24 protein-coding genes and 1 pseudogene are annotated in these 25,695 nt (G+C 65.9%); 7 read left to right on the forward strand and 18 right to left on the reverse strand.

Features of this window, described 5'->3' with window-relative positions; all coding sequences use genetic code 11:
- Positions 1-284: 284 nt before the first annotated feature.
- Positions 285-884 carry a Uma2 family endonuclease gene (locus AB0H42_RS29450; RefSeq protein WP_357062002.1) on the reverse strand — a complete coding sequence of 200 codons (600 nt, stop codon included), beginning with the start codon at positions 882-884 and terminating at the stop codon, positions 285-287.
- A 51-nt stretch (positions 885-935) separates the two neighbouring features.
- On the opposite strand from AB0H42_RS29450, the gene AB0H42_RS29455 reads away from it, so the two are divergent.
- Positions 936-1,298: a hypothetical protein gene (locus AB0H42_RS29455; RefSeq protein ID WP_357062005.1), complete on the forward strand. Its 363-nt coding sequence runs from the start codon at positions 936-938 to the stop codon at positions 1,296-1,298.
- Positions 1,299-1,412: 114 nt separating this feature from the next.
- On the opposite strand, the gene AB0H42_RS29460 is transcribed toward AB0H42_RS29455, so the two are convergent.
- Positions 1,413-1,769 carry a VOC family protein gene (locus AB0H42_RS29460; RefSeq protein ID WP_357062008.1) on the reverse strand — a complete coding sequence of 119 codons (357 nt, stop codon included), beginning with the start codon at positions 1,767-1,769 and terminating at the stop codon, positions 1,413-1,415.
- A gap of 74 nt (positions 1,770-1,843) precedes the next feature.
- Positions 1,844-2,890 carry an aldo/keto reductase gene (locus AB0H42_RS29465; protein WP_357062010.1) on the reverse strand — a complete coding sequence of 349 codons (1,047 nt, stop codon included), beginning with the start codon at positions 2,888-2,890 and terminating at the stop codon, positions 1,844-1,846.
- A gap of 67 nt (positions 2,891-2,957) precedes the next feature.
- On the opposite strand from AB0H42_RS29465, the gene AB0H42_RS29470 reads away from it, so the two are divergent.
- Positions 2,958-3,494 (forward strand): TetR family transcriptional regulator, encoded by a 537-nt coding sequence (locus tag AB0H42_RS29470; protein ID WP_357062013.1) that lies wholly within the window; start codon positions 2,958-2,960, stop codon positions 3,492-3,494.
- 262 nt (positions 3,495-3,756) lie between these two features.
- On the opposite strand, the gene AB0H42_RS29475 is transcribed toward AB0H42_RS29470, so the two are convergent.
- Positions 3,757-4,221, reverse strand: coding sequence for an SDR family NAD(P)-dependent oxidoreductase (locus tag AB0H42_RS29475; protein ID WP_357062015.1), 465 nt, complete (start codon positions 4,219-4,221; stop codon positions 3,757-3,759).
- A gap of 174 nt (positions 4,222-4,395) precedes the next feature.
- Between AB0H42_RS29475 and AB0H42_RS29480 the strand changes: the two genes are divergently transcribed.
- From AB0H42_RS29480 to AB0H42_RS29490, 3 genes are all read left to right on the forward strand, one after another.
- The gene (locus AB0H42_RS29480) at positions 4,396-4,602 is read left to right on the forward strand and encodes a hypothetical protein (protein WP_357062019.1); all 207 of its coding nucleotides are present in this window, start codon (positions 4,396-4,398) and stop codon (positions 4,600-4,602) included.
- Positions 4,603-4,667: 65 nt separating this feature from the next.
- Positions 4,668-5,915, forward strand: a complete 1,248-nt coding sequence (locus AB0H42_RS29485; protein ID WP_357062021.1) for a cytochrome P450 — start codon at positions 4,668-4,670, stop codon at positions 5,913-5,915.
- A 355-nt stretch (positions 5,916-6,270) separates the two neighbouring features.
- Positions 6,271-6,429: a hypothetical protein gene (locus AB0H42_RS29490; RefSeq protein ID WP_357062023.1), complete on the forward strand. Its 159-nt coding sequence runs from the start codon at positions 6,271-6,273 to the stop codon at positions 6,427-6,429.
- Positions 6,430-6,486: 57 nt separating this feature from the next.
- Here AB0H42_RS29490 and AB0H42_RS29495 read toward each other — a convergent pair whose 3' ends face one another.
- The gene (locus AB0H42_RS29495) at positions 6,487-7,203 is read right to left on the reverse strand and encodes a histidine phosphatase family protein (protein ID WP_357062025.1); all 717 of its coding nucleotides are present in this window, start codon (positions 7,201-7,203) and stop codon (positions 6,487-6,489) included.
- A gap of 193 nt (positions 7,204-7,396) precedes the next feature.
- Between AB0H42_RS29495 and AB0H42_RS29500 the strand changes: the two genes are divergently transcribed.
- On the forward strand, positions 7,397-8,353 hold the full coding sequence (locus tag AB0H42_RS29500; RefSeq protein WP_357062159.1) for a DUF808 domain-containing protein: 957 nt from the start codon (positions 7,397-7,399) through the stop codon (positions 8,351-8,353).
- 115 nt (positions 8,354-8,468) lie between these two features.
- Here the strand turns inward: AB0H42_RS29500 and AB0H42_RS29505 are convergent, their stop codons facing one another.
- The 4 genes and pseudogenes from AB0H42_RS29505 to AB0H42_RS29520 all read right to left on the reverse strand — a co-directional run bounded on the left by AB0H42_RS29505 (position 8,469) and on the right by AB0H42_RS29520 (position 12,376).
- Positions 8,469-9,749 carry a cytochrome P450 gene (locus AB0H42_RS29505; RefSeq protein ID WP_357062029.1) on the reverse strand — a complete coding sequence of 427 codons (1,281 nt, stop codon included), beginning with the start codon at positions 9,747-9,749 and terminating at the stop codon, positions 8,469-8,471.
- 153 nt (positions 9,750-9,902) lie between these two features.
- A pseudogene (locus AB0H42_RS29510) lies at positions 9,903-10,091 on the reverse strand (IS1380 family transposase); the annotation flags it as partial.
- 186 nt (positions 10,092-10,277) lie between these two features.
- On the reverse strand, positions 10,278-11,144 hold the full coding sequence (locus AB0H42_RS29515; RefSeq protein WP_357062032.1) for an alpha/beta hydrolase-fold protein: 867 nt from the start codon (positions 11,142-11,144) through the stop codon (positions 10,278-10,280).
- Positions 11,141-12,376: an amidohydrolase family protein gene (locus AB0H42_RS29520; RefSeq protein ID WP_357062035.1), complete on the reverse strand. Its 1,236-nt coding sequence runs from the start codon at positions 12,374-12,376 to the stop codon at positions 11,141-11,143. Before AB0H42_RS29520 ends, AB0H42_RS29515 begins: the two co-directional genes overlap by 4 nt.
- Positions 12,377-12,420: 44 nt before the next feature.
- Here AB0H42_RS29520 and AB0H42_RS29525 point away from each other — a divergent pair, with 44 nt between their 5' ends.
- Positions 12,421-13,038: a TetR/AcrR family transcriptional regulator gene (locus tag AB0H42_RS29525; RefSeq protein ID WP_357062037.1), complete on the forward strand. Its 618-nt coding sequence runs from the start codon at positions 12,421-12,423 to the stop codon at positions 13,036-13,038.
- Positions 13,039-13,777: 739 nt separating this feature from the next.
- Here AB0H42_RS29525 and lpdA read toward each other — a convergent pair.
- From lpdA to AB0H42_RS29570, 9 genes are all read right to left on the reverse strand, one after another.
- Positions 13,778-15,166: a dihydrolipoyl dehydrogenase gene (gene lpdA, locus AB0H42_RS29530; RefSeq protein ID WP_357062040.1), complete on the reverse strand. Its 1,389-nt coding sequence runs from the start codon at positions 15,164-15,166 to the stop codon at positions 13,778-13,780.
- Between the two features lie 415 nt (positions 15,167-15,581).
- Positions 15,582-16,904 (reverse strand): dihydrolipoamide acetyltransferase family protein, encoded by a 1,323-nt coding sequence (locus AB0H42_RS29535; protein ID WP_357062043.1) that lies wholly within the window; start codon positions 16,902-16,904, stop codon positions 15,582-15,584.
- 8 nt (positions 16,905-16,912) lie between these two features.
- Positions 16,913-17,887, reverse strand: a complete 975-nt coding sequence (locus AB0H42_RS29540; RefSeq protein ID WP_357062046.1) for a transketolase C-terminal domain-containing protein — start codon at positions 17,885-17,887, stop codon at positions 16,913-16,915.
- A gap of 1 nt (position 17,888) precedes the next feature.
- Positions 17,889-19,001, reverse strand: coding sequence for a thiamine pyrophosphate-dependent enzyme (locus AB0H42_RS29545; protein WP_357062049.1), 1,113 nt, complete (start codon positions 18,999-19,001; stop codon positions 17,889-17,891).
- A gap of 67 nt (positions 19,002-19,068) precedes the next feature.
- The gene (locus tag AB0H42_RS29550) at positions 19,069-20,160 is read right to left on the reverse strand and encodes a Glu/Leu/Phe/Val dehydrogenase dimerization domain-containing protein (RefSeq protein ID WP_357062052.1); all 1,092 of its coding nucleotides are present in this window, start codon (positions 20,158-20,160) and stop codon (positions 19,069-19,071) included.
- Between the two features lie 301 nt (positions 20,161-20,461).
- Entirely contained in the window at positions 20,462-21,838 is a 1,377-nt protein-coding gene (locus tag AB0H42_RS29555) for an FAD-linked oxidase C-terminal domain-containing protein (protein WP_357062055.1), read from the reverse strand.
- Positions 21,832-22,785 (reverse strand): alpha/beta hydrolase-fold protein, encoded by a 954-nt coding sequence (locus AB0H42_RS29560; RefSeq protein ID WP_357062058.1) that lies wholly within the window; start codon positions 22,783-22,785, stop codon positions 21,832-21,834. Before AB0H42_RS29560 ends, AB0H42_RS29555 begins: the two co-directional genes overlap by 7 nt.
- 10 nt (positions 22,786-22,795) lie before the next feature.
- Positions 22,796-24,037: an amidohydrolase family protein gene (locus AB0H42_RS29565; protein WP_357062060.1), complete on the reverse strand. Its 1,242-nt coding sequence runs from the start codon at positions 24,035-24,037 to the stop codon at positions 22,796-22,798.
- On the reverse strand, positions 24,034-25,320 hold the full coding sequence (locus tag AB0H42_RS29570; RefSeq protein ID WP_357062062.1) for an MFS transporter: 1,287 nt from the start codon (positions 25,318-25,320) through the stop codon (positions 24,034-24,036). The genes AB0H42_RS29565 and AB0H42_RS29570 overlap by 4 nt, the downstream gene beginning before the upstream one ends.
- Positions 25,321-25,695 lie beyond the last annotated feature (375 nt).

Consider the following 25,695-nt stretch of genomic DNA (forward strand, 5'->3'; position numbering starts at 1 on the left):
CGGCACTCAAGGTTCTCTACCTGGTCATACGAAATCCGTTGAAGAATCGTCCGAATATCACTGGAAAGATCGCTGGGTGGAAGGATATACTCAACGCGCTCGCGCTGTTTTATGGTGAGCGGATAACTGGGAATTAAACGGAACGGTCACTGTTCCGCCCACAAAAATTCTGACACTCTCCTCGTCACCACCCCCCTCTGCCGGATTAGCACTGGTGTCCGGAGGGGGATGCAGCGGCTATCCACAGAGATCGACCTGCGGAAACGCTGATTCTGGGCTACTGGTCAGAGGCGGTGGAGGGCGTCGAAGGTGATGGCGAGGGTGACCGGTGTGTCGAGGACCAGGGCGATGTGGTGGACCTTGTGCGGCATGTATCGCAGTCCGGACCAGTCGAGTCGGTATTCCTCGATGCGGTCTATGGTTTCCCAGCTCTTGTCGAAGTGGACGATCAAGTAGCCCGGAATGCCGGCCCGTGCATACATTTTGTGCTTTTCGGAAGTGTCTGCGTCGACGGTGCTCTTCGAGACGACCTCGACGATTAGAGCGATATGGTCTCGGACGGTGTTCACGTCGTAGGGTTCGCAGTCGCGGATGAAGATATCCGGGTAGCGGATGTTGAGTTGGTGGTCGTCTCGGCGGTCGTCGGCGTCGAGGAAGCGGACAGCGACATCGGACCCGATCCGTAAGCATGGGCCGGCCGGGTCGCGAGCGTCTTCCAGGGCGGCGGCCAAGCGCCGCACTACGCGGCTGTGTGCTTCGCTCTGCGCCACCAATCGCACGACGAGGCCATCGACGATCTCGACATCTCCGAGAGAATCCGGTTCGGCATCGAGGAATTCTTCGGCGGTGACCCGAGGGTGCTCGTCGGGATGTGATGCCGTCACGGTCAGCTCCTCGCCGGGTACAGCGGCCATTCATAGAGATGGACTGCGAACATGCTGGTCGAAGATATCAGCTTGTGTCGGTCTGTTCGTTGCGATACGGCGACGGCGTTCTTCCGGGACCAGATCGCCGCGAGCAAAGTGGTACAGATCGGACTATTGGACCGATGGCGGGCCCACCCGGACGAAGCTCCCGGCACACGTCCGGACCTGGTCCGGATCCGCGACCAACTCGACCAACTGACCGGCGCCGTGCTCGAGCAACTCGGGGCTACCGCGGACGTGCGCTCCGCGCCGACTCGGCGCACCGTCGAACTATTACTGGCCGCCGGATCGGCAGTGCACCTGGAGAGGCTGGACGCCCTGCACCAACAGGCGCTCGGCACGGCAGTGCACTCCGTCTGCGGGGCAGGCTGATTCGGCCCGATCGGCGAAGAGTGCGACCACGCCGAGTCCTACTCGATCATCGAGGCGACGCTGAGCCGCCGCGCGAGGTCACGGCGGACACGTACCCCCGATCTGTGTCGACTGTCAGGCACGCAGGCAGAAGGGGTGGCCGGCCGGGTCGCTGAGCACACGGGAGCGTTCCGGGCTGGGCTGATATGCAGCTTTGGTCGCGCCGAGGCGGATCGCTTCGGCCTCGGCGCTGTCGAGGTCGTCGACGGTGAGATCGAGGTGAATCTGCTGCGGGCGCTCGGAGGAGGGCCAGGTCGGCGGTTGGTAGTTCTCGACACGGACAGCGCCGAGATGCAGCGCCCCGGTTGTGACGGCACAGAATCCGGGGGTTTCGACGACGACCTCACCGCCGAGCAGGTGCGCCCAGAAGCGGGCCAGGTCATGCGGGTCGGCGCAGTCGAGGTTGATGGCGGTGACGGTGGCCGGTGGCATACGCACTCCTGATGACGATCGGGTATGAGGGGACACAGAGCGTGCGATCGGATCGGGGAAAGCCGGTGCCGGCCTCAGGGTACCGGCACGAGCGGGTCGTCGAGGAGACTCCGGTCCCCGTCGACACCATGTACGAGCGCCGCGGCCACGTCGTCATAGGGCGCTCCGAGCCGGATCGCGCTCGCCTCGTCCAGCGTTCGGTAGTGGTGTGGGCCGAGTTCGAGGTCCAGAGCGTCGAGGTAGCCGTCGAGCTGGGCCGGGGTGCGGGGTCCCACGATGGGGATCATCGAGGTACCGGCCCGTGCGGCGCGTTCGCGCAGCCAGGCCAGTGCGACCTGGACCGGGCCGGTGCCGATCTCCTCGGCCACGGCGAGCACTGCGTCGAGTATCGAACTACGCTGCGCTGCTGCGTTGTTCCCGGCATCATCGGTGTTCGTCCGGCCGCTGAGACGACCTGTCTCGCCGCGGCGGTACTTGCCGGTCAGCAGGCCACCGGCCAGCGGGGAGTAGAGCACGACGCCCAGCCCGTACGCCTGGGCCATGGGGAGGAGTTCCCGTTCGGCGGAGCGTTCGGCCAGGCTGTACTCGGTCTGGATTCCGATCAGCGGCATACGCCCCGTCTGCCCCGCGCCCGCGACCCGCCAGGCGGGGAAGTTCGACAGGCCACCGTATCGGATCTTGCCCGCTCGAATCAGGTCCTCCAGGCCGGCCAGGATCTCCGGCATCGGAGTAACGCCGTCGGGGAGGTGCGGCATGAAGATGTCGACGTAGTCGGTCTTCAATCGCCGCAGGCTCTCCTCCACGGACCGGATCATGATCTTGCGGCTGTTGCCGGTAGTGCCCGGCCGGACGTGTGAACTCCTGCTCCCGGTGTATTTGGTGATCACCACGTAGTCGTCGCGCTCACGTCCGAGCAGGTCACCCAGGACGGTTTCGGCCTCGCCGTTCTGGTAGATGTTCGAGGCGTCGAAGGTAGTCCCGCCGGCGGCGACGAACGACTCGAATATCGTCTTCGATCCGCCGAGCCCCGTCGAAGCGGGAGCTGTGCCGAAATTGGCTGTACCCAACACGTACTCCGAGACGCGCAGGCCGCTCTGCCGTCCGAAGGCCTGATAACGCACGTGTATCTCCTCGGGATATGGGGTACTGTCGGCGACGTCAGCATAAAAAACGATCGGTCACTCTCTTTTGCCCAAGGTAAGCCAGGCCCACCGCCACGCCCGTCGACAGCAGATCATCGACGCGGCCTACACGCGTTTCGCCACCCACGGCTTCGCGCGCACATCCATGACCGACCTCGTCAAGGCCTCCGGGCTGTCCAACGGCGCGATCTATCGGTACTTCACGAGCAAGGACGAGATCGTCGCGGCGATCTGCGCCCAGTCGAGCCAGGACTTCCCAGCGGAACTGACCGCCGAGGCCATCGACGCCTTCCTGCAGCACATCCGGACACTGGCGCGCGAGAAGGGCCACGCCCGGCTGGTCGCGCAGATCTTTGCCGAGGCCGCCGTCACGCCGAGCCTGGCCGCTCTTGTCGAGGCGCAGCTCGAGCAGATGCGCAAGGCGGTCGGCGCACTTCTGCCGGACCACCCGCCGGCACACGCGGCCGGCATCTCCGAGTCCTTCGTCGCGCTCTGCCACGCCTATAGTCAGCAGCTCGCCGTACGGGGCGATCTGGATCCCGCGCCCTTCACCGCGGCCCTCGTCGCGATCACCATGTCGTAGTCGAACCACCACTCCCCATCGGGTCAAGTCCGCACGGCTCGGACTGCGAGGGCTGCCCGCGACGATCACAACTTCCGGACGTCGGCCGGGCTGCCGCGGCTCGTTGCCCGGTCGTGAATCCCGATCTCGCGCGGCCGGCGTGCCGGTGTCCGATCCCCGGCCGTGGACCGGTACCGCGTGTTCCTGATGCTCGGAGCCGGCCGGTGATGCGAGGTGAGCAGCATGCCTGGCGCGGCGCAGACCCATGGACGGACCGGGATAGTCAGGCGGCATCGTCGCAGGCCGTGGCGGCGGACTTGTCCTGCCAGGCCGCGAGGTCGTCCTGAAGGCTGCGGATCTTGACCAGTTGGCGTTCGATCGCGTCGCGGCCCAGTGCCAGATGCCCGGGCAGCTTGTCCTGGCAGGTCACCTCGTAGATCAGGGCGGCGCCCTTGACGGGGTCGCCGAGCTGGGTGTGGTTGGCGGTGTCGATCCAATCCAGGGTGGCATGGGCGGGGGTGTTGTCGTAGGCGGGGATGCGCTCGGCCGTGGTCGACAGGGAACTGGTGTCGAGGAAGTCGGTGCGGAAGACTCCGGGCTCCACGACCATGCTCTGGATCCCGAACGGCCCCAGCTCCGCCGCGAGCGCCTCCTCGATGCCGGCCACCGCGAACTTCGAGGCGTTGTACATGCTCACCCCGGGCTCCCCCTCGAAGCCGGAGCGGGATCTGTTGTCCACTTTGCCCATTCATACGACCACCCGCCCATCGAGTTCGAATCCGATCCCACTCCGCAGTTCGACCTCGTCCGAAACGGGGCGCTGTGCTGGCCGACCATCGCCGATCCGTGGTTTGCCATAGGTGTATTCCGGGGACTCGGGGCCACCGGTTCGTACAAACCCCACTTCTATTTACCGACCCTGGTGGAACACACCACCCTGCGTGCCGACGCACCGAAGGAGGTGATGGAGCCGCTGGACGCGTGGCTCGGCCACCTCCTCCCCTACGACAGGGACGAACCAGGCGTCTTGGGGCCCTTTCCGTCCCGGATCCGGGTGATGTACTCACGGGAGAAGTCGGCGGCGTGGGAGACCGCGCTGACACCGACGCCGGTCGGCAGGCGGGTTTGACCATGCCGCGACGTCATGGTGTTGATTGGAGCCGAACCTAGAGGATGTTCCCGAGGAGACGATGCATGGACGCCGGCACTGCAACACCCGACGACGCGGCTTCAGCCGCCACCGGGCCCGGCAGCGGCTGCCCGGTCGCGGTGTTCGGGCGACTCCGCGAGCAGGGGCCGGTCGTGGGCTTCCCGGGTTTCGGCGGCGACTCCGGTGTGCTGATCACCCGGCACGCCGACGTTCGCGCGGTCCTGACCGATCCTCGGCTGCGGGCCGACGCGTCTACGGTGGACGGGGCGCAGAACGCCTTGTTCGACCTGTTCGGCCGGCTCGGCATCCCGCCGGAGCTGGACTGGATGAAGCGGAGTCTGCTGAGTCTGGACGGGGCCGAGCACACCCGGCTGCGCAAGCTCGTCTACCGAGCCTTCACCGTCCGGCGGGTGAACACGCTGCGTCCGCGGGTCGAGACGCTGACCGAAGGCCTGCTCGACGACATCGCCGCGGTCGGCGCGTGCGGGCGCCCGGTCGACCTGGTGCAGGCCTTCGCCTACCCGTTGCCGATCGCGGTGATCTGTGAGCTGGTCGGGGTACCGGAGCCCGACCGGCCGCGCTGGCGCGAGCTGGCCGAGCTGCTCACCTCCCCGGACCCGGACCGGATGCCACCGGTGATCCACGCGGTGGTCGAGCAGATCCGCGTCCTCGTCGAGGCCCGCCGCAGCGCCCCGGCCGACGACCTGATGACCGGTCTGGTCGAGGTCCACGACGACGGCGACCGGCTCACCGAGGAGGAGATGATCACCATGGTGTTCGAACTCGTCATCGCCGGGTTCGAGACGACCGCCCACCTGATCTCGAAGTCCGTGCAGGTGCTGCTGACCCGACCCGACCAGCTCGCGGCACTGCGTTCGGAGTCGGAGCTGTGGCCGCGGGCCGTGCATGAGCTGGTGCGCACCTGCGGCCCCATCCCGACGAGCCTGCCCCGCTACGCCGCGACCGACATCGAGTTCGGCGGAATCACCGTGCCGGCCGGTTCGACGGTGACAGCCGGGATCCTGTCCGCGAACTTCGATCCGGAGTTCACCGAGAATCCCGACGAGCTCGCCGTCCGGCGCGAGACCGGCCGCGGTGAGCGACATCTCGGGTTCGGGCAGGGGGCGCACTACTGCCTCGGGGCGGCACTCGCCCGGCAAGAGGCCGAGGTCGCCCTGCGTGGGGTGTTCGGGCGCTTCCCGGACCTGCGACTCGCCGACCCCGTCACCGGGCCGGCACCCCTGGGGTTCGCGCGCCTGCCGGAACTGCCGGTACTGGTGGCGTCCGGGTGAGCCGGTAGATCTCCACCCAGCGGATCAGTGCCGGGCGTGCGCTCGGGATGTATCGCTCCGTGAGGACCTGTGGCGGGATGCGTTCGGGAACGACGTCTGTCGCCAGGGCGACCGGAGCAAATCGGTGAATTCCAGCGTCAGCGTTCGCGCATACGACCGGTATCGCGGCGCCGTTCCGGATCCGTCGTTCGCGCAGTAGTTGGGCGGTAACTGACCGGCCCGATGGCTTGGGCGTCGTCAATCCGCGCAAACTCGCCGCACTGCTCGCCGAATCCGGCGAGCAGTGCGAAGTCGAGCTAGTGAGTGTCCTCAAAGGTTGGGCGGTTGAGGTGCCGGTTTGATTCGATGTGTGGTCGTGGCGCGTAGGCATGAGCTGACCGAGGAACAGTGGCGCACGATCGAGCCGTTGCTGCAATTGCCCGAGAAGGTAATTCTGCTCGACATCATGCCCACCACGAAGGACGGCAAAATCGACAAGATGGCGCGCCGGGACGATATTCGCACTCGTCTCTGAGCCCTCGGCAGCCGGGCCCGTGGGAAGGGACGGGCCTCTCGTGTGCCGCGGGAACTTTCAGGCGGCGGGGTGTCCGTCCCACGAGACGAGCTTCCAGCCCTTTTTCGGGGTGCCCTTCACGACCACCCGGCCGGTGTTGTGCAGCGGATCGGACTGCAGCTTGCTCATATCAGGATTGGAGACGGACATGAGTGTCCAGAACATGATGGCACCGCCATGGGAAAAAATCACAGCACGCTTGCTGCGGCGGTCCTGGATATCCTGGATGGAGTCGTCCATACGCTTCTTGAACTCGTGGCCGTTTATCGAGCCGGGGATCCGGGCATCCAGGTTGCCCTGCAGCCACTGAATCGGCGCGGCCAGGTAGCCCGCACGCACGTCCCGCTCCGGCGTGCCCTCGTAGATGCCGGCCTCGATCTCGTGCAGTCCCGCCTCGACGACTGTGGGATGACCACACAGCTGCGAGGTCGGCTCCGCCGTCTGCTGGGTCCGGACCATCGTCGACGCGTAGATGCCGTCGGACTTGCAATCGGCCAGCAGCCGGGATACCGCAGCGGCTTGCGTCCGCCCCTTCTGGGTCAGGCCGGGTCCGGGGACAGAAGTGTCGACCAGACCGGAATTATTGCCGGCCGATTCGCCGTGGCGGACAAAGGTAAGAAACATTTCACCGGTTTGCGGCGCCGCGGCCGCGCTACCCGTTCCAGCTGCCATGAGCGCCACCGCTGCGATGATCGCTGCGATCATCGCGAACAGGCGAGACTTCATCAGGTTCATCGGGACTTCCTCGTGGATATGGGTCGGGCCGAACTAGAACGTTCCAGTGGGTGGAATCACACTAAGATCGTTCCGGCGAGGGCCCGAGAACGTTTCCCGGTGGACGGGAACCTTCGGGCCCGACCACAAGCGATCAGCATCTGGCAGTACGCGTACTGTTCGATCTGCTCGATACATCGAAGTGGAGGTTCCCGTGGCTGGTGGTCTCGTCGCCCTGCTGGACGACGTCGCGGCGATCGCGAAGGTGGCCGCAGCGTCCGTCGACGACATCGGTGCCGCGGCAGGCAAGGCAGGTATCAAGGCCGCGGGTGTGGTGGTCGACGACACCGCGGTCACCCCCCGCTACGTGCACGGGTTCTCCCCCAAGCGCGAACTCCCGATCATCCGCAAGATCGCAATCGGGTCGATCCGCAACAAGCTCCTGATCATCCTGCCGGTGGCGATGATATTGAGCCAGTTCCTGCCGCAGGCGCTGCCATACCTGCTCATCGCCGGCGGCCTGTTCCTCTGCTACGAAGGTGCGGAGAAGGTGTATGAGGCGCTCACCGGCGGTCACCACGACGACGGCGAGGCACCCACGGCATCGAGCGGACCCGAACACGAGAAGACGATGGTGAGCGGCGCGATCCGCACCGACCTCATCCTCTCCGCCGAGATCATGGTGATCGCCCTCTCGTCGGTCGAGGACGAACCGTTCGCCACCCGGCTGCTGGTGCTGATCGTCGTCGCGTTCCTCATCACCGCCCTGGTCTACGGCGTCGTCGCGGTGATCGTGAAAATGGACGACGTCGGACTCGCACTCGCCGAGCGCGAGTCGCCGTTCGGTCAGCGGGTCGGACGCGGACTCGTCGCCGCGATGCCGAAGGTGATGTCCGTTCTCACCGTCGTCGGGATAGCCGCGATGCTGTGGGTCGGCGGCCATATCCTCCTCGTCAACGTCGGCGAAGCCGGATTCCACTGGCCCGCCGACCGTCTCCACGACCTCGAACACTGGGCCGGAGAACTCGTCCACGGCGGGTTCGGAAGTGTCCTGTCCTGGACCGGAGGGACGGTTGCCTCCGCACTCGTCGGGCTCGTCGTCGGCGCCCTCGTCGTGCTGATCATGCACTTCGTTCCGAAGCGGAAGCCGAAGGAAGCCGCCGCGCACTGACCCGCGCAAACCCCCACCCGCGGTCCGCCCCTGAGCCGGCCCGACCGTGCCTGTCGCAGACCGCTCAAAAGCAGTGTCGCGAGGCGGAAGGCACGGCGTCGGATAGATGACCGGGTCAAGGGGTGGCCTGCCGGACCGTCATGCGTTTGATGCCGTGGATGAGCGCGCTGTGCCCGTACTGGGGTTTGCCGAGTTCGACCGGCGGAACCTTGGTGATCAACTCCCGGAACAGATGTTTCAATTCCATGCGGGCCAGCCATGCGCCGAGGCAGTGGTGAGGGCCGCCGCCACCGAATCCGGCGTGGTGGTTGGGTTCCCGGGTGATATCGAAAGCGTGCGGATTGTCGAACGCCGACTCGTCGCGGTTGGCGGAACTGTAGAACATCACGACCTTCTCACCCGCCGCGATCGGGGTTCCGGCGATCTCGGTATCGCGGGTCGCTCGGCGGGCGAAATGCACCACGACGCTGCCCCAGCGGATGAATTCCTCGATCGCGGAGTTCATCCGCCCATCGAGATCCGCACGCAGCCACTCGATTTGGTCCGGGTTCTCCACCAGCGCCTTGAACGCATGGGAGGTGGTCTGTTTGGTGGTGTCGTTGCCGGCGGCGGAGATCAGCACCATGAACGCGCCGATGTCCTCATCGCTGAGGCGATGCCCGTCGAATTCGGCATCGATCATCGCGCTCATGAGGTCATTGCGCGGTTCCGCGCGGCGCTGCCGGGCCAGGTCGGTGCCGGCGGAATGGAGGATGCCGATCTGCCTGTAGAAGAACTCGGCGCGCTCCTCGAGGCTCGTGTACTCGAGGTCGGTGGTGCCGAACAGGGCTTCGGTCGCGAATGCGACCGCCTCGCGGTCGGCCTCGGAGATGCCGATCATCTGCGAAATGGTCTGCATGGGCAGTTTCCGGGATACCGCATCGACGAAATCGAGGGTTCGGCCGGTCCGCAGATCGGCGACGAAATCGTCGACGATCCGGGCGGCATTGGCGCGGACCTGCTCTTCCACCCGCTGGATCTGGCGCGGAGTGAACGCCGAGCTGATCAATTTCCGGTAGCGGGTGTGCCGGGGCGCGTCCAGGGCGATGAAGAATTTGGTGCGGTATTCGACATCGGGCGGCATATACCCCAGGGTCGTGCCGTCTTCCGAGGAGAAGATCTCCGGGTTCCGGCTGACCTGCACGACATCCCGGTACCGGGTGACAGCCCAGAAACCCGGATCGGGATCGGCGAAGATCAGCGAATCCGGCGGGGCATGCCAGGTGAGGCCCTCGGCCGCGCGTAACCGGGCGAACGCCGCCTCCCGGCCGTCGAAGTCCTTCTCCCAGAACTCGTAGCTGGAGATATCGACCTCATGATGGGGCCTCGTGGACGCCGCGCTGCCTGTCTGTGTCATGACCGCCTCCGAACCGGGTGTGTTCTCCCCATGGTGGCACCCCTGGGCGTCGGGGTCTCGGAATCGACCTGGACACCGAACCCGGGCCGCCGAGGCGGGTGATCAGCACCAGCCCGCCGATGACCTGCGCCCTCCAAGGAAGCGGGGGAACCTCAGAGCGAGCATCACCGCCAGATCGGCCACGACCTTGCCCGGGTCATGGACCGCACCCGGCCTGCGCCAGGGCGACAACAACCCGGTCAGCCCAGTTTTCTCCACAGTCCGCAGCACCAGTCCCGCCCCGGCCTGCGACACGACCGGCGACCTGTCGGCCTCGATTTTCACCGACGGATACCACGACATACACTCACTCACCGAAAAGGTGCTCCAGACACTGTGTTATTCGACCTTAGACAAGCCGAATTGTCGCAGTTCAGGGCACCTTTTCGCCAATTCCGGCACTACGTTCCGGAATTGCCACGGGGGATTGAGGTTAGAGCAAGGTCAGAGCCGAGGCGGCTCCCGTTTCCGACAGGAAGGTCGCAGTCACTAGGCATGGCATTCCTTCAGGTAGCTCAGGAACGATGCCTGTACGCCGGTGACGTGGGTCTCATTGAGCAACGAGCTTGAAATAGAGTGATGGACCCCGGTGGTGTGCAACTCGTCCAGCGCGGCGAGAACACGTCGAGCGAGTCCGCGATACACGGTGATATCCCCGAGGAGCTCGGCTTTGTTCAGCGTGACATGCAGCCGAGGACCGTCCGGTCCGTCGCTGTGTTCCGGAAGGCCGCGGATCAAGTCGAGGATTTGGCTTCCTGGACTGGTGATGCCGGGACTGCCGGCGCCGACGGTGGCGAATGGTGTCGCCGCGGTGAGCCATGCATACAGGGCGAACAACCCTCCGTAGGAGTAGCCGAAGAGGCCATGCCCTGAGTCGCTGACGCGGAATTGCGATTGCAGCCGAGGGTGAAGCTCATCGGTCAGGAACTCGAGAAACTCGTCCGCGTGACTGTCCGTAACCTCCCGAAGGTAGGCGTCCACCTGCTCTTGGGTCATGCGCCCCGATTCGCGAGCCGTCTCCAGAGTCGCCAAAATGTCGTCGCCGACTGGCTCCCCTGGCGGCACGAAATCGCGGTTGCGGAGCGTCGCCCATTCCGATGCTTCCTCGGCGGCGTAGCCGACGCTCACCTGAATGTACGGAGCGATCGTCAGATACGGATCCGCCTGGGTGACGATGAGCGGCGCTGTGAAACCAACGGTCCAGTTGCCATCCATCACGTAGATCAGGGGGTACGGCTCGCTGGACTCCGCGTAGCCGGGGGGCGTGGTCACCCAGACACCGAAGCGACGCCCCGACCGGGCCGTGACTTCGAGGTATTCCGTATCGGGCAGGCAACCATGCAGCATCTTGCTCATCGAGTATCCTTCACAATATCGCCGCCCTTGACGACGAGGACGGCCATTTTTGGGTCGGCGAACGCTTTCGCGTCCTCCAGTGGGTCTTGCTGCCAGGCGACCATGTCGGCCCGCATTCCGACGCGCACCGTGCCAACGACCTCGTCCACGCCCAGAATGTTCGCGTTGACGCTGGTCGCGGACACCAGGGCCTGCATGGGCGACTCCAACTCGGATCGAAGCCGTAGCTCCTCGCCCCTTCGATCCTGAAGCGGACCGATGAGGTCTGACCCGAGGCCTATTCGCAGGCCTGCGGCCCGGGAGATCCTCAGAGCGGATGCCATCCGCTCATAGACTCCTGCCGCCCGTTGCACCGTCGCAGGGGCCACATCCAGCCCTTCCGTGCTCAGGATCTGATCGACCACGGCGAACGTCGGAACCAGGGCGACATCGTGCTCATGCATTAGGGAGGCAGTTGGCTCATCAATGTCCGTACCGTGCTCGACACACCGCACGCCGGCCCGCACTGCGTTGCGAATACCCCGATTGTTGTGAGCATGTACCGTCACGTAGGTCCCACGCGCTGCCGCTTCCTCCACGGCCACGGCGATCTCGTCGACGGTGAACTGCGTGTCGGTCAGTCGGTCATGCCCTCCGACGACGCCTCCTGTTACGCACAACTTGAGGAAGGTTGCACCGCGGCGAAATGTCTCACGGACATTTCGCCGGAGCTCGTCTGCATTGCCCGACATCAGTGACAACGCGCACAGCCCCGGAATGTGGTGCTGCGTCCAGAGTTCCGTCGGCTCCCAATCGGCGCCATAGTAGCCGTGCCCGCCGGTCTGACACTGGACAGGTCCGCATGAAAGCACTCGCGGGCCCCGCACCTTGCCTTTCGCGATGACGTCCACGACACCGCGGTCGATTCCCCCGGTGTCTCTGACTGTTGTGAATCCTGCGTCGATCGCCTGACCGGCGGTGGCGAAGATGTCGGCAGCGATTTCGGCCGCTGACAACTCGAATCCGAACTGCGCTCTGATCGGGCTGGGGACCCCGAGATGAACGTGTGCATCGATCAGCCCTGGCGTCAGAAGCCTGCCGTCCAGGTCAACCGTCTTCACGCCCGCTGGTGCCTTCGTGACGGCCGTGATGATGCCGTCCGTCACACAGACATCTACCGCTCGCGGCTCGGTGCCGGAGCCATCGGCGACCCTGCCGCCGGCAAACCACACGTCTGTCAGAAAAACTCCCATTGCTACTTTCGAAGGCTGCGGGGTTTCGACCCTCGATTTTTCCAATGGAAAAATACGTCTGGGAGGTATATATGTCAATAGCGCGTCAGCGTCTGCTCGAGCGTCTTCTGAGTACTTTTGGTGAGGAGCTTCCAGGTCCGAGCCTCTCGCTTCGCGAGATTGCGACTCGAGCAGGGACCAGCCACGCGCTGCTTCGATACCACTTCGGTTCGCATGCGGGAGTGCTGACTGCGATGCTTGTCGCTCAGCGCGAACAAGACAACGAGGTGTTGATCCGCGGCTCCGGTTCCGCGAACTTTCCAGACCTGGTCGAGCGGATCTGGGAGCTGTACACGCATCCGAAACGCATCGCGCGGGTGCGGAGCTTCTTTCTTGTCGCCGGCTTGGCCGCTCAAGGTGATTCGGAGGCGTTCACGGACTTCATCTCGTCCCTGGGCGACCTGTCTTCCCTGCTTGCAGACGTAGCTCGCCGCGATGGCGACTCGGAGGAAGGTGCGGTTGTGCGCGCAACAGTAACGGTGGCCGCAATCCGCGGGCTACTGCTGCAAGAGGTCCTTGCTCCGGGGGCCCTTACTCGGCCTGCGCTTCGGCTCATCTGTCAACTTGGCTCGCCGTCGGCTGAGGCGCACACCGTACCCGACGGTTCCGAACGCCGCCCGTGACTCGGCTCCGGTCAGGACGCCACGGCGTGCCTGCTACCTGGAAAACCTCTTGTATCAGGTGCGGAAGTCATGCTGCGGCATGACCGGATCGGTCAACTCTCGCCGACGCGGGTGTGTGCGGTGCGTACGCGATCGGTCGATTGTGCAGCATCTGGTAAGACGGGTTGATTTGGAGTATGAGCTGGAGATCGACCGACCGGGATCTGCCGACGACGCCGCCTCCTATCGGGTTGTGGGGTCCATGGCCATATCGCGGGAGCACAGACTTCGACCCACCTACGGCCGAACCGATCTCAGTGGCCGTCCCGGCCCTTCCCTGCTTCGGTTCAGTATGCGGGCCGGCCCGAATCGGAAGGCAGCTGGGGTAACCGGCAACCGGTGCACACCCGAGCGGGTGACCGCCTTTCGCTCTCCCGCGGGCAGGGCGAAAGGCGTTCACCCGGCAGGGTCCCTCATCGACCCCGGGTGGGCCCGTCCGGAATCAGCACGGACTTTGGGCTCGGATCGTGCAGCTGGCTCCGGCGTGCCGGTACGGGCGGGGCGAGCCCTGTACCGGCACCCGATCGGCGGAGCCCTACCGGGCGGCGGTGGCGCCAAGACGATCGACGTGGCGACCTACGGCGCCGCTGACTGGCTGCAAGTGTTGCGGTTTGGCCTCTCCCCGGATCGGGGTTTGACCTGGGATCGCATTAGTAGACTCCAGATCTCGTGTTGCAGGTGTGGAGAGACTGACGCATCGTCAGCTGTGGGAGTGCAGGGGTCTGTTGGCCAGTGTCATTACGGCCTCGCCGAGCGACTCGTTCTGCGTGGGGTGCGCGTGGATGAAGGCAGCGACGTCCTCAGGGTAGGCCTCCCAGTTGACGATCAGCGAGGCCTCGCCGACCTGCTCGCCGAAGCGGCTACCGATCATGTGGACGCCGACGATCGGGCCGTCCTTCTCACGTACGAGCTTGACGCTGCCCGCGGCCTGGAGGATCTGCGACTTGCCGTTGCCGCCGAGGTTGTACTCGACGATCTCGACGTTGTCCTCGCCGTATCTCTCCTTGGCCTGGGGCTCAGTGATACCGACGCTGGCCAGTTCGGGCTCGCAGTACGTGACGCGTGGGATGTCTACGTCGAGGATTGGCTGCGGGTCGAGGCCGGCGATCTCCTCGGCCACGAAGATCCCGTGCGCGAAGCCGCGGTGCGCCACCTGCAGGCCGGGCACCAGGTCGCCGACCGCGAAGATACCCTTGACGTTGGTGCGCAGACGCATGTCGGTGGGGACCCAGCCACGTTCGACCGTGACGCCGGCCTCCTCGAACCCCATGCCCTCGCTGCGTGGGCCGCGGCCCACGGCGACGAGCACCACATCGGTGTCGATCATGTCGCCGTTCTCCAGCGAGACAGTGGCACCGCTGTCGGTCTGCTCGACGCTCGTGACCTTGACGCCGGTCCTGAAGGCAATCTTGCGCTTGCGAAACGCGCGCTCGAGGTGCTTGCTCAGCGATGGGTCCTCCAGCGGGACGAGTGACTTCAACCCCTCGATGATTGTGACGTCAGCGCCGAATGACTTCCAGACGCTCGCGAACTCGACGCCGATCACGGAGCCGCCGATGATGACGACGCGCTCGGGGACCTCGCTCATCTCGAGGGCCTCGTCGGAGGTGACGATGCGCCCGCCGATGTCGAGGCCCAGGGTTTGGGCGGTCGAACCGGTCGCGAGGATCACGTTCTTGCCGGTGTACTTATCCCCGTTCACCTCGACGGTGCCGCCACCGTTCTTGTCGGTGGAGACGAGCTTGCCCTCGCCCGCGACGATCGTGAGATTCTTGGAGGACTCGAGCAGTCCTTGCAGGCCCTTGTAGAGGCGCTCGACGATCCCGGCCTTGAAAGCGTTGACGCCCTTCATGTCGATGCCGTCGAATGAGGCCTTCACGCCGAAGGACTTGGACTCGCGAGCCGCGTCGGCGACTTCGGCGGAGTGGAGCAGCGCCTTGGTGGGGATGCAGCCGTTGTGCAGGCACGTGCCGCCGATCTTGCTCTTCTCTACAAGGGCCACTGAGAGACCCAGCTGGTCGGCGCGGAGCGCCGCGGCGTAGCCGCCGCTCCCGCCGCCGAGGATCACGATGTCGTACACATCTGGCATGTCAGTTGGTTCTCCCTGCTTGCTTGGACTTCGGTGGCCTGCTGGTGGAGGCGGACGGCGCGGCACGAGGAGCGGGCCAGGGCCCGGACATGACGCCGGCGAAGCCGACGGCGGTGGCCTCTGCGGTCAGCTCGACGAACTCCTCGGGCTTGCCCCAGTCCTCCCCGGGATGACGCTTCGACGGCCGGGCAGGTACTGCGTGATGGATTCTGAGGTCGCACCCGCGCCTCGTGCAGGTCGCGCAGGGTCTCGAAGACCTCCTCGCGGGCCTCGCGCATGCGCTCGACCGTGAAGCGCCGCAGGGTGAGAACCTGGAGGACCCGACCGCAGACTGCGACTTCGCCGCGCGCGTACACGGTCAGGACGACAAGGCCGAGACCTGCTCGTCCCGGGCACACCGGGCCCATGCCCCTCATCACAGAATGAAGGCCTCGCTGGGGTCCCCCAGCAGGCGTCCCAGAGTCGCCAGCACGTTCGACCCCAGCTCGCCGTCGATCAGTCTGTGATCGAACGACAGCGCGAGCTGCGCGACCTTCCGGACCCAAACCTCCCCGTCGACGACCCACGGGGTGTCGCGGACGTTGCCGAACGCCAGGATCGCCGCCTCGCCTGGGTTCAGGATGGGCGTGCCCGCATCGACCCCGAGCGCACCGATGTTGGTGATCGTGATGGTGCCCTGTGCCATCGCCTCGGGCGACGTCTTGCCGGCGCGCGCAGTAGCCACCAGCTCGGCCATGGCATCAGCGAGGCCGCGCAGGTTGAGGTCGTGCGCCTCCTTGATGTTCGGGACGATCAGACCGCGCGGGGTCGCTGCCGCCAGCCCGAGGTTGACGTAATGCGGCTCCACGATCTCCTGTGCGACCTCGTCCCAGCGCGCGTTGATGCCGGGGTGACTACGGATGGCCATCAGAAGGGCACGGGCCACGAGGACCAGCGGCGTGAGACGCACGCCGGACCAGTCCCGGTCGGCCTTGAGCCTGGCGAGCAGGTCCATCGTCCTCGTCACGTCCACCGTGAGGAAGAGCGTCACGTGCGGCGCGGTGAAGGCTGAGCTCGTCATGGCCGCGGCAATTGCCTTGCGCACCCCCTTGATGGGCGTCCTCGTCTCGCGGTCTCCCGACTCCACAGCCAGCCGTGGTGGCGCCTGGATGGGTCGGGCCCCCGCAGCAGCCGCGGCCTCGACGTCCCGCCGGGAGATGACCTCACCGTGCGACGCGACGACCGAGGTCAGGTCCACGCCGAGCTGCTTGGCCAGGAGACGAACCGGAGGCTTGGCGCGGGTCGCGCCCCGGCTCGGGCTAGCGACGGCGTCATCGGGTAGGAACGTCACGGCAGCCTGCGCCGGAGCAGAACCGCTCCTGCGCGCCAGTCGACGGGTACGAGGAACTGCTGCGGTCGGGCCCGGTCCGACGAGCACCGACGGTTTCTCTTCGAGCACCTTCTCCGTCGCGGGCTCACCGACGGAGGAGGCCGCGACGCCACCGGTCGTAGCCGAGGACTCACTCCCGTCCTCGATCGAGATGATGACGGTACCGACCGGGACGGTCTGCCCGGGCTCGACGTGCAGGACCGAGACGATGCCGGCGACCGGGGAAGGGAGCTCGACTGCGGACTTGGCCGTCTCGATCTCGAGGAGGTTCTGGTTGACCTCCACGGTGTCGCCGACGGCAACCTGCCACTCGAGGATGTCGGCCTCGGTGAGGCCCTCGCCGACGTCTGGAAGCTTGAACTCGAACATAAAATCTCCTAGAAGTTCAGGCTGGTGTCGACGGTCTCGAGGATCCGGTCGACGTCGGGAAGGAAGCGGTCCTCCATGTGAGCTGGCGGGTACGGAAGGTTGTAGGCGCCAACCCGAAGGACAGGCGCCTCCAGGTCGTAGAAGCACTCCTGCGTGATGGTCGCGGCAACCTCCGCGCCGATCCCGAGGAAGGTCGAAGCTTCATGGACCACTACGACGCGATGGGACTCGGCCGCAACCTTGCGTAGCGTCGGGACGTCGAGCGGGGAGATCGTGCGCAGGTCGACCACGCCAACCGAGAAACCGTCCTCCTGCGCAGCGACTGCCGCCGCCAGGGCCGTGGCCACGGTCGGCCCGTGGGCGACCAAGGTGCAGTCGGCGCCTTCGCGCAGGACAGCCGCCTCGTGCAGGGATCGGGTGGGCTCTTCCAGAACTTCCGCCCTGTCCCAGTAGCGTCGCTTGGGCTCGTAGAAAATAACCGGATCGTCGGACTCGATGGCCTGCTGGATCATGTGGAACGCGTCGTCGGGGGTGGAGCACGACACGACCCGCAGACCGGCCGTGTGCGCGAAGTAGGCCTCGTTGGACTCCGAATGATGCTCGACCGCGCCGATGCCGCCGCCGACGGGGATGCGGATGACAATTGGCAGGGAGAGATTTCCCTGCGAGCGGGCTCGCATCTTGGCGAGCTGACTGACGATCTGGTCGAAAGCGGGGTAGACGAAACCGTCGAACTGGATCTCACAGACGGGCCGGTACCCGCGCAACGCTAGACCGATAGCGGTACCGACGATGCCGGACTCGGCAAGCGGGGTGTCGACGACGCGCTCGGCGCCGAACTCCGCTGCCAGTCCGTCGGTCACACGGAAGACGCCACCCAGCGTGGCGATGTCCTCACCCATCATGAGGACCTTCTCGTCACGAGCCATTGCGGCGCGCAGGCCCGCGTTGATCGCGGCGCCGAGAGCGTATCGGGTACTCATGTCAGCCCACCGTCCGGTCGTGGCGCGCGAGATGCTGCGCGAGCTCGGACTGCATGACCGGGTGCGGTTCGGCGTACGTGTGCTCGAAGACGACGGCGAGGTCGTCGCCGTGCACCAACTTGCACTGCTCGCGGACCTCGACCGCGAAGGCATCGGCCTGGACTTCCAGGTCGCTGAAGTGGCGCTCGCTGACACCGGCGTTGCGCAGGAGTCGCTCGAGCCGGGTGACGGGGTCCTTCGCCTGCCAGCCAACGAGCTCATCATCGGTGCGGTAGCGCGTGGGGTCGTCTGAGCTCGAGTGCCCGGCGAGGCGGTAGGTCTGGGCCTCGATCAGCGCCGGCCCCTCGCCGGCTCGGACCCGAGCGATCGCGTGTTGGGTGACGGCGTGCACGGCGAGCGCGTCGTTGCCGTCCACGTGGTAGCCCGCGACCCCGAAGCCGGCGGCGCGGATATGGAGGAGGGTGCGCATCTGCGTGACCGTGGGAGTCGAGATCGCCCATTGATTGTTCTGGCAGAAGAAGACGACCGGGAGAGTGCCCGCGGCCGCCCAGTTCAGTGCCTCGTTGACGTCACCCTGGCTGGCCGCGCCATCCCCGAAGTAGGTCATGACGACCTCGTCGGAACGGTCGAGCCGGACTCCGGCGGCGTAGCCCGTGGCGTGGAGAGTCTGGGTACCGAGGACGAGCGAGTTGATGTGCACGTGCGAATCCTCTGGATTCCAGCCCGAGTGGGTCGCCCCGCGCCACTGCCGCAGGATGTCGGCAGGCGAGATCCCTCGGCACAGCAGTACCGCGTGCTCGCGGTAGCTCGGAAAGACGTGGTCGGTGCGCCGGAGTGCACGTATCGACCCGACCTGGGCGGCCTCCTGTCCCCAGGCCATAATCCACAGGTGCAGCTCCCCCTGCCGTTGGAGGGCCAGCGCCTCGTGGTCCAGCCGACGGGCCAGCACCATGTCGGTGTGGAGGTTCTTCGCCAACTCGAGGTCCACACCGAGGTCGTGACCGGCCTGAGTGAGCTCACCATTCTCGTCGACGAGCTGAAACGGAGCCGTCGATGCCGGATCGTTCTGACGGGCAGCGAGGAGAAGAGTCCCGACCGCATCGGTTGTGCTCACGGGCGGAGTCCTTTCGGGAGTGCTTGCGGTCGGATCAGCAGCGAGGGTCGTCGGGGGCGTGGACACGTCAGCTCTCCCGTCCGGCGGTGAGCCGCTGGTCCACGATGTTGCGCGCGGCCTGCAACGTCGAGACGTCGGTGTCGAGCGCCGCGCGGATCACCTCGCCGACCGTGTGCTCGATACGTCTCACACGAGCCAAGACGTCAGCCTGGTGCTCGTTCGTGAGCTCGCCGCTGACTTGGATCAGCCCGCCGGCGTTGGCCAGGTAGTCCGGGACCCAGAGGATTGACCTGTTCGTGAGCGCCTGGGCCACACTTCCGTCGGCGAGCTGGTTGTTCGCTGCGCCACAAACGACTCTTGCGCTCAGCTGAGCCACGCTGATCGCCGTCAGGCTCGCGCCGAGCGCGCACGGGGCGTAGACGTCCAGCTCCTCGGTCAGCACCGAATCCGCGACCTGGACACGCGAATCGTGTCCGCCGACTTCGCTCAGCGCGGTCGGCCTCGGGTCGGAGACTACGACGCGGGCTCCGACGGACTGGAGGAAGGCCACGAGGTGCCGCCCGACCTTGCCAATACCCTCGACCCCGACGACCTTGTCAGCCAGGCCGTTCCCGTCCCAGATCGCCGTCGCCGCGGCTTGCATCGCCGAGAAAACGCCGAGAGCCGTCGCGTAGCCGCTATCGCCGGAGCCGCCGGCGGCCGTGGTCCGTCCCACGACATGGGTACTTGTCCGCCCGATGATGTCGAGGTCCTCGGACGTGATGCCTACGTCGGCGGCCGTGCAGTACCGCCCGCCGAGGGACTCGACGAATCTGCCGTAGGACTCGAGAAGACCCTCAGTCCGCTGGGTTGCCGGGTCGCCGATGATGACGGCCTTCGCGCCGCCGAGGGGCACGCCCGCGCCGGCCGCCTTGTACGTCATTCCCTCGGACAGCCGAAGCGCATCGGTCAGCGCGAGCGACTCGTTCGCGTAGGGATAGAACCGCGTACCGCCGAGGCCCGGCCCGAGGGTGGTGTCGTGGATCGCGATGATCGCCCGGAGGCCCGTCCGCTCGTCTCTGCAGAACATGATCTGCTCGTGGTGGGCGTCCCGCAGTTCGTCGGCTCGGTCAAAGACGGCGAGGGGGGCGTAGGGATGGTCGAGGACGCTCGTGCTCATGGCGGCGCAACTTTCGTCAACTGACCATCCGAGCTCGTGTCTCGCCAGGTCAAAGGGTGACTGTCCCGTGGGTCACACTGGACATTTCGGTGTCTAAATGATGAAAAACTCGGATCTCAGCGTCTACAGACGACTGTCGCGGTCGCCGACGACTTTCCGCGACATCTGGACAAGTCGCTGTAGGCTCCGCCCAGCTGACCGTTGTCGGGTGAATTCGAGTCCGGACGCCATCGTCGTCGGGGCCGGTGTGATCGGCTCCTCGACGCGACGGAACGAACCAGCCGCGAGCGGGTGGGTAGGTTTACCCGGCAGCGGTGATGACCTTGCCGGGGTTGAGGATGCCGTGCGGATCCAGCGCGGCCTTGACCGCGCGGTGCAGGTTCATGACCGCCGGCGGCAGCTCCTGGGCGAGTCCGTCCATCTTGAGTAGACCGACACCGTGCTCACCTGTGACCGTGCCGCCGAGGGCAAGCGCCTCCTCGATGATTTCGCGGAAGGCGTGCTGTGCCCGTTCCCTGGCCGCGTCGTCGTCACGAGGCGTCACCAGCAGGGGGTGCAGGTTTCCGTCCCCGGCGTGGGCGATGCTCGCGATCAGGGTGTCGTGCTTCTTGCCTATCGCCTCGATGCGGGCGAGCATCTCCGGAACCGCTACCTTCGGCACGCAGACGTCCTCGGTGAGCACAGGGCCGAGACGCTCGAGGGCTGGGTAGGCCAGGCGTCGCGCCTCGAACAGGGCGTCCGCCTCAGCTTCGTCGGTCGAACGGGCCGCCCAGGTGGCGCCCGCGCGTTCGAAGCAGGTACGGATCGCGTCCGCCTCATCGTCGCCTGCTGCGCCCGGGACATCGCACCGCGCCAGCAGAACAGCGTCGGCCTCGACGGCGAGGTCCATCTTCTTCCACCGGTCGACGGCCGCGAGGCAGTGTCGGTCGATGAGCTCGAGGGCGGAGGGGACAATGCCCGCCGCTCCCACTGCTGTGACGGCGCGCCCGGCATCGACGATCGACGAAAAGAAGCCGGCGACGGTGCGCTCCGGCGCTCGTTGCGGGCGGAGCCTGACCGTGACTTCGGTGATGACACCCAATGTTCCTTCAGAGCCGACGAGCAGTCTGGCGAGGTCGTACCCCGCGACGCCCTTCGCTGTGCGTCGCCCGAGCCGGACCAACTCGCCCGTGCCCGTGACGACCTGCACCTCGAGCACGTAGTCAGCCGTGACGCCGTACTTCACGCAGCAGAGGCCGCCCGCGTTCGTCGCGACGTTGCCGCCGATAGTTGACCACGGCGAGGAGGCGGGGTCCGGCGGGTACCAGAGCTCGTGTTCGGCCACCGCGGCGCGCAAGTGATCGTTGACGACACCCGGCTGCACGACTGCCAACCGCTCAACGGCATCGATCTGAGTGACGGCTGTCATCGCTTCGGTCGACAGGACGACGCATCCGTCGACAGCGTTCGCCCCGCCGGACAGGCCGGTGCCCGCCCCACGGGGCACCACGGGAACGCCGAACTCGATGCAGGCGCGGACGACCTCCTGGACCTCCTCGGCAGTGTGCGGCCTGACGAGGGCAAGCGGCGCCCCGTGGGGTGCCCACTCGGCCTCGTCGTGCGCATAGCCCTCCATCACCTCGGGATCTAGCTGAAGTCGATCAGCGTGGAGGCGCTCCCGAAGGCGTTCGATCAACATTGGCAACCTTCGCGGAACGTCGCGGCCGAACTCATGCTGGACTCTGACCAGCAGGTGCGCATGAAGCTCAGGAAGGAGGATTGCAGACCGGTGAGGTGAGTCTCGCCCAGCATCTGAGTGGTCAGCGCGAGTCCTGAGTCGGTCGTGCGCAGGGACTCGACGAGCAGGGTGAATTCGCGTCCGAGCATGCGATAGATCGGCAGCTCCCCCGTCATCTCAGGCCCGTTGATCGTGAGGTGGGGCCGCCTGCCTATGAGGTCGAGCGGCTTATCGGCAAACGTGAGCAGTTTGCTCTCCGACGAGGTGACGCCTGGACTGCCCGCACCGTAGGCGGCGAACATAGGACAGCCCGTGAGCAGGGCGTACAGCGTGAAGGCTCCGCCGTAGGAGTAGCCGAACAGCCCGTGGCCCTCAGGTGCGACCCGATAGCGCCGGGCGATCTCCGGGTAGAGCTCGTCGGTGATGAAGGCGAGGAAGGCATCGGCGCGCGGGTTGGCGAGCTGGTCGAGGTAGGCGTCGGCTTCTTCCTGCGTCATCAGCTGGTGCTCGATCGTCGTCTCCAGCGAGGACCGTGTCGCCGGTGGGATCGGCTCGCCGTGTGGCAGGAGATCCCGGTTGCGTACGCGGGTCCGGTCCTGAGTGTCGGCCCCGGCGTAGCCCACGGTCACCTGAAGGTAAGGCGCGATCGGAAGTGCCAGGTCGCTCTGCATCACGGCCAGCGGGGCCGTCTGACCAAGACTGTAGTTGCCGTCCGTGACGTAGAGGACGGGGTAATCCTGCTCGTCCTGGCTGTACGTCGGAGACGTTGTCACCCAAATCGCGAACCGGGCGCCGACCGACGTCGACTCCATTTCGAAATACTCCGTCGAGCCGGACACCTGGTCGACGGTCATCGCGGGCGGGGTCACGCCCTCGTGCCGGCTGCGGTTCGTCACATCGTCGGTCATGTGAGCTCCTTCAGTAGAGTCGATTCTTGACGACCTCGCCGCTGCGCATGATGAGGTCCAGGTGGCGACCTGCCGCTGCGAGGAGGCCGATGTCGGTGAGCGGGTCGCCGTCGACGACGATCAGGTCGGCGTACGCGTCCGGCTGGACGCAGCCCAGCTTGCCCGTCTGCATCAGGATCTCCGCGCCCACCGAGGTCGCCTGGCGCAGGAGCTCTAGCGGGGTGAAGACCTCGCGACGGAACTCGAACTCGCGCGTCTGCTGGGGGTAGAAACCGGCGAGCAGGTCGGTGCCAAAGGCGAGCTTGACACCGGCGGTGCGCATCACGTCCAGCCCGGCCATCGAGTTCTTGCAGATGGTGCGGAGCTTGTCCATGCGGTCGGCCGGCAACCCCATCTCCAGGCCCTGCTCGGCGAGCGAGTAGAGACAGACCATCGTCGGCACGACGTACGCGCCCCGCTCCGCGACGAATGCTGCTGTCTCGGCGTCGATCAGGGCGGCGTGCTCGATGCAGCGGACGCCGAAGTCAACTGCCCTGCGCGTCGACTCGCTCGTCAGGCAGTGCGCGGCGACGTAGGTGCGGCGCTCGGCGCACTCCTGGACGATCGCACGGATCTCGTCCTCGCGGAACTGGTTCATCCAGATCGGGTCGCTCGGGGACATCACGCCACCGGACGCGACGATCTTGATGCAGTGGGCGCCGCGGCGCAGCTCCTCACGAGTGGCCTTGACGCACTCATCGACACCGTCGGCGATCACGCCGGCCCAGTTCATCGCATCGCACGAGCAGTACCCGTGCGTATGGTGCTTTTCGTTGGGCATGCGGTAGTCGACGTGGCCGCCAGTCATCGATAGGATTTTGCCCGCGTAGAAGAAGCGCGGCGCCCGGATCAATCCGTCGGCTATGGCGGCGGACAGGGGGTAGTCGCCCCCGCCAATGTCACGCACCGTCGTGAACCCGCTGTCGAGCGCATGACCGAGCTTCTTGATCGCATACGCGGTCCGGTAGGGCGCATCGCGGTCATTGAGTACGCGCGGATCGAGGTCGGAGAAGTACGAGTGCACGTGCATGTCGATCAGACCCGGCATCAGGGTCTTGCCCGCGACGTCGATCCGCTGCGCGTCGTCCGAGCGGATCGGACGGTCCGAGACTTCGCGGATGCGACCGTCTGCCACGCGCACCGCCATACCCTCGGCGCACTCCTCGGACACACCATCGAAGATCCGGGCGTTCTCCAAGATGATCTGTGTCATCGTCGAGCCTCCGCTGCTCCTGGTTTCGAGACGTGATCATCCTTCGGCTCGCGGTACCAGACCAGCAGCACGGTGACGGCCAGGACCGCCGTCGATGCGACGAAGAGCGGGTAGGCCAAGGGAGAGCCCGTGGCCTCGGTGAGCCACACCGCTACGAAGGGCATGAACCCGCCGACGATGACCGTGAGGTTGTAGGCGACCGCGCCGGCGGTGACACGGACCTTGGCTGGGAACAGCTCAACCACGTTGATGACGGCCGGAGTGATGAAAACCGACAATGGGATGGCGAAGATCAGGGCGCCCAGCAGTCCGAGCGCGAACGTTCCGGTGGAGCCGAGCAGGAAGGTCGGCACGACGGCCACCGCCATGGCACTGGCACCACAGATCAAAATGGGCTTGCGTCCGATCCGGTCGGCTAGGCCGCCCGAGAGCAGGATGCCCACGATAATCACTAGACCGGAGATCGTGTTGATCGTCAGCGCCGACTTCTCCGAGAAGCCGTTGGCGAGCATGAACGCCATGTAGGCGGCGATGCTGGCGTAAATGGCGATCGAGTAGAACGATCCAAATCCCAAGTACAGGCAGATGGCACGCCTGTTCTTTCGCATGGTCAGCCAGAAGCCCTCCGGGCTCGTACTCGACTCGGTCGCCTCGGTGGCGCGCTTCTCGTGCAGCTGCCGGAACTCGGGCGTCTCCTCCAGGGAACGCCGGATATAGAGGCCGACAAATCCGAGAGGGAGCGCCGTGGCGAAGACCACGCGCCAGCCCCACGACTGCATCGCGTCGGCCGGCAGCGCCACGGTGAGCACTGTTCCCAGCAGCGAACCCAGGACCGTGGCGCAGAACGTGCTCACGCCGAGGAAGCTGATCATGCGTGCCCGACGGTCCGCCGGGGCATGCTCGTAGAGGAAGGCCGCAGCACCGGCCAGCTCACCGCCGGCCGCGATACCCTGACAAATGCGGGCGCAGATGAGCAGAATCGGCGCGGCAATCCCGATGGCCGCGTGCGACGGGATCAGCGCGATGGAGAACGTCGCGACCGACATCATCGTGATCGTCACGTAGAGGATGTGTCGTCGCCCGTAGCGGTCACCGACGCGCGCCAGAATCACCCCACCGATCGGGCGCACGAGGAACGCGATCCCGTAGGCCGCCCACGTGTTCAGCATGGCTGCCGTGGGGTCATCGGTCGGGAACATGGCGACGGAAATGAAGGCCGCAACCGCACCATAAATCGAGAACTCGTACCACTCGACGAAGTTGCCGATCGATGCCGCAGCCACGGTGCGTCGCAGGCTAGGTTCTTTCACCGCACTTGGAGGCGCGTCCACGTTCTCAATACTCAAGAGGCATCCCTTCGCTACGACACCTGCCGTGGCCTGTCTGATGTCACTGGTTCTGCTCGTTGTGATGGTCGAACCAGCATCGCCTGAGGCGACGGGGGAGGGAGTATTCGTTTGTCGCGACTTCAGCCGGCTCCGCTTGACCAATGTCGCGGGCCACCGCAGGAGGACGCAGGTTAGAAACCGGCGGCGGTTGTGGTCTCGTACCTCGTGCCCACCACCACTGGTCGCTCAGGGAGGGCCTCGGCGATACTCTGCCCGATGCTCGTCCGGGGGTTGAGCAAAGATTCGTTTGCCCAGCACGCCGCGGGTCAA

This window comes from Nocardia sp. NPDC050799, from assembly GCF_040654015.1.
Lineage (GTDB): Bacteria > Actinomycetota > Actinomycetes > Mycobacteriales > Mycobacteriaceae > Nocardia.

Bases quoted from the DNA above. Each gene is read 5' to 3' on its own strand.
- AB0H42_RS29540 (WP_357062046.1), bottom strand. From the start codon at position 17,887: ATGAGTACCCGATACGCTCTCGGCGCCGCGATCAACGCGGGCCTGCGC.
- AB0H42_RS29515 (WP_357062032.1), bottom strand. From the start codon at position 11,144: ATGAGCAAGATGCTGCATGGTTGCCTGCCCGATACGGAATACCTCGAA.
- AB0H42_RS29505 (WP_357062029.1), bottom strand. From the start codon at position 9,749: ATGACACAGACAGGCAGCGCGGCGTCCACGAGGCCCCATCATGAGGTC.
- AB0H42_RS29455 (WP_357062005.1), top strand. From the start codon at position 936: ATGCTGGTCGAAGATATCAGCTTGTGTCGGTCTGTTCGTTGCGATACG.
- AB0H42_RS29460 (WP_357062008.1), bottom strand. From the start codon at position 1,769: ATGCCACCGGCCACCGTCACCGCCATCAACCTCGACTGCGCCGACCCG.
- AB0H42_RS29560 (WP_357062058.1), bottom strand. From the start codon at position 22,785: ATGACCGACGATGTGACGAACCGCAGCCGGCACGAGGGCGTGACCCCG.
- AB0H42_RS29535 (WP_357062043.1), bottom strand. From the start codon at position 16,904: ATGTTCGAGTTCAAGCTTCCAGACGTCGGCGAGGGCCTCACCGAGGCC.
- lpdA (WP_357062040.1), bottom strand. From the start codon at position 15,166: ATGCCAGATGTGTACGACATCGTGATCCTCGGCGGCGGGAGCGGCGGC.
- AB0H42_RS29555 (WP_357062055.1), bottom strand. From the start codon at position 21,838: ATGTTGATCGAACGCCTTCGGGAGCGCCTCCACGCTGATCGACTTCAG.
- AB0H42_RS29525 (WP_357062037.1), top strand. From the start codon at position 12,421: ATGGAAAAATACGTCTGGGAGGTATATATGTCAATAGCGCGTCAGCGT.
- AB0H42_RS29485 (WP_357062021.1), top strand. From the start codon at position 4,668: ATGGACGCCGGCACTGCAACACCCGACGACGCGGCTTCAGCCGCCACC.
- AB0H42_RS29565 (WP_357062060.1), bottom strand. From the start codon at position 24,037: ATGACACAGATCATCTTGGAGAACGCCCGGATCTTCGATGGTGTGTCC.
- AB0H42_RS29475 (WP_357062015.1), bottom strand. From the start codon at position 4,221: ATGGGCAAAGTGGACAACAGATCCCGCTCCGGCTTCGAGGGGGAGCCC.
- AB0H42_RS29520 (WP_357062035.1), bottom strand. From the start codon at position 12,376: ATGGGAGTTTTTCTGACAGACGTGTGGTTTGCCGGCGGCAGGGTCGCC.
- AB0H42_RS29495 (WP_357062025.1), bottom strand. From the start codon at position 7,203: ATGAACCTGATGAAGTCTCGCCTGTTCGCGATGATCGCAGCGATCATC.
- AB0H42_RS29550 (WP_357062052.1), bottom strand. From the start codon at position 20,160: ATGAGCACGAGCGTCCTCGACCATCCCTACGCCCCCCTCGCCGTCTTT.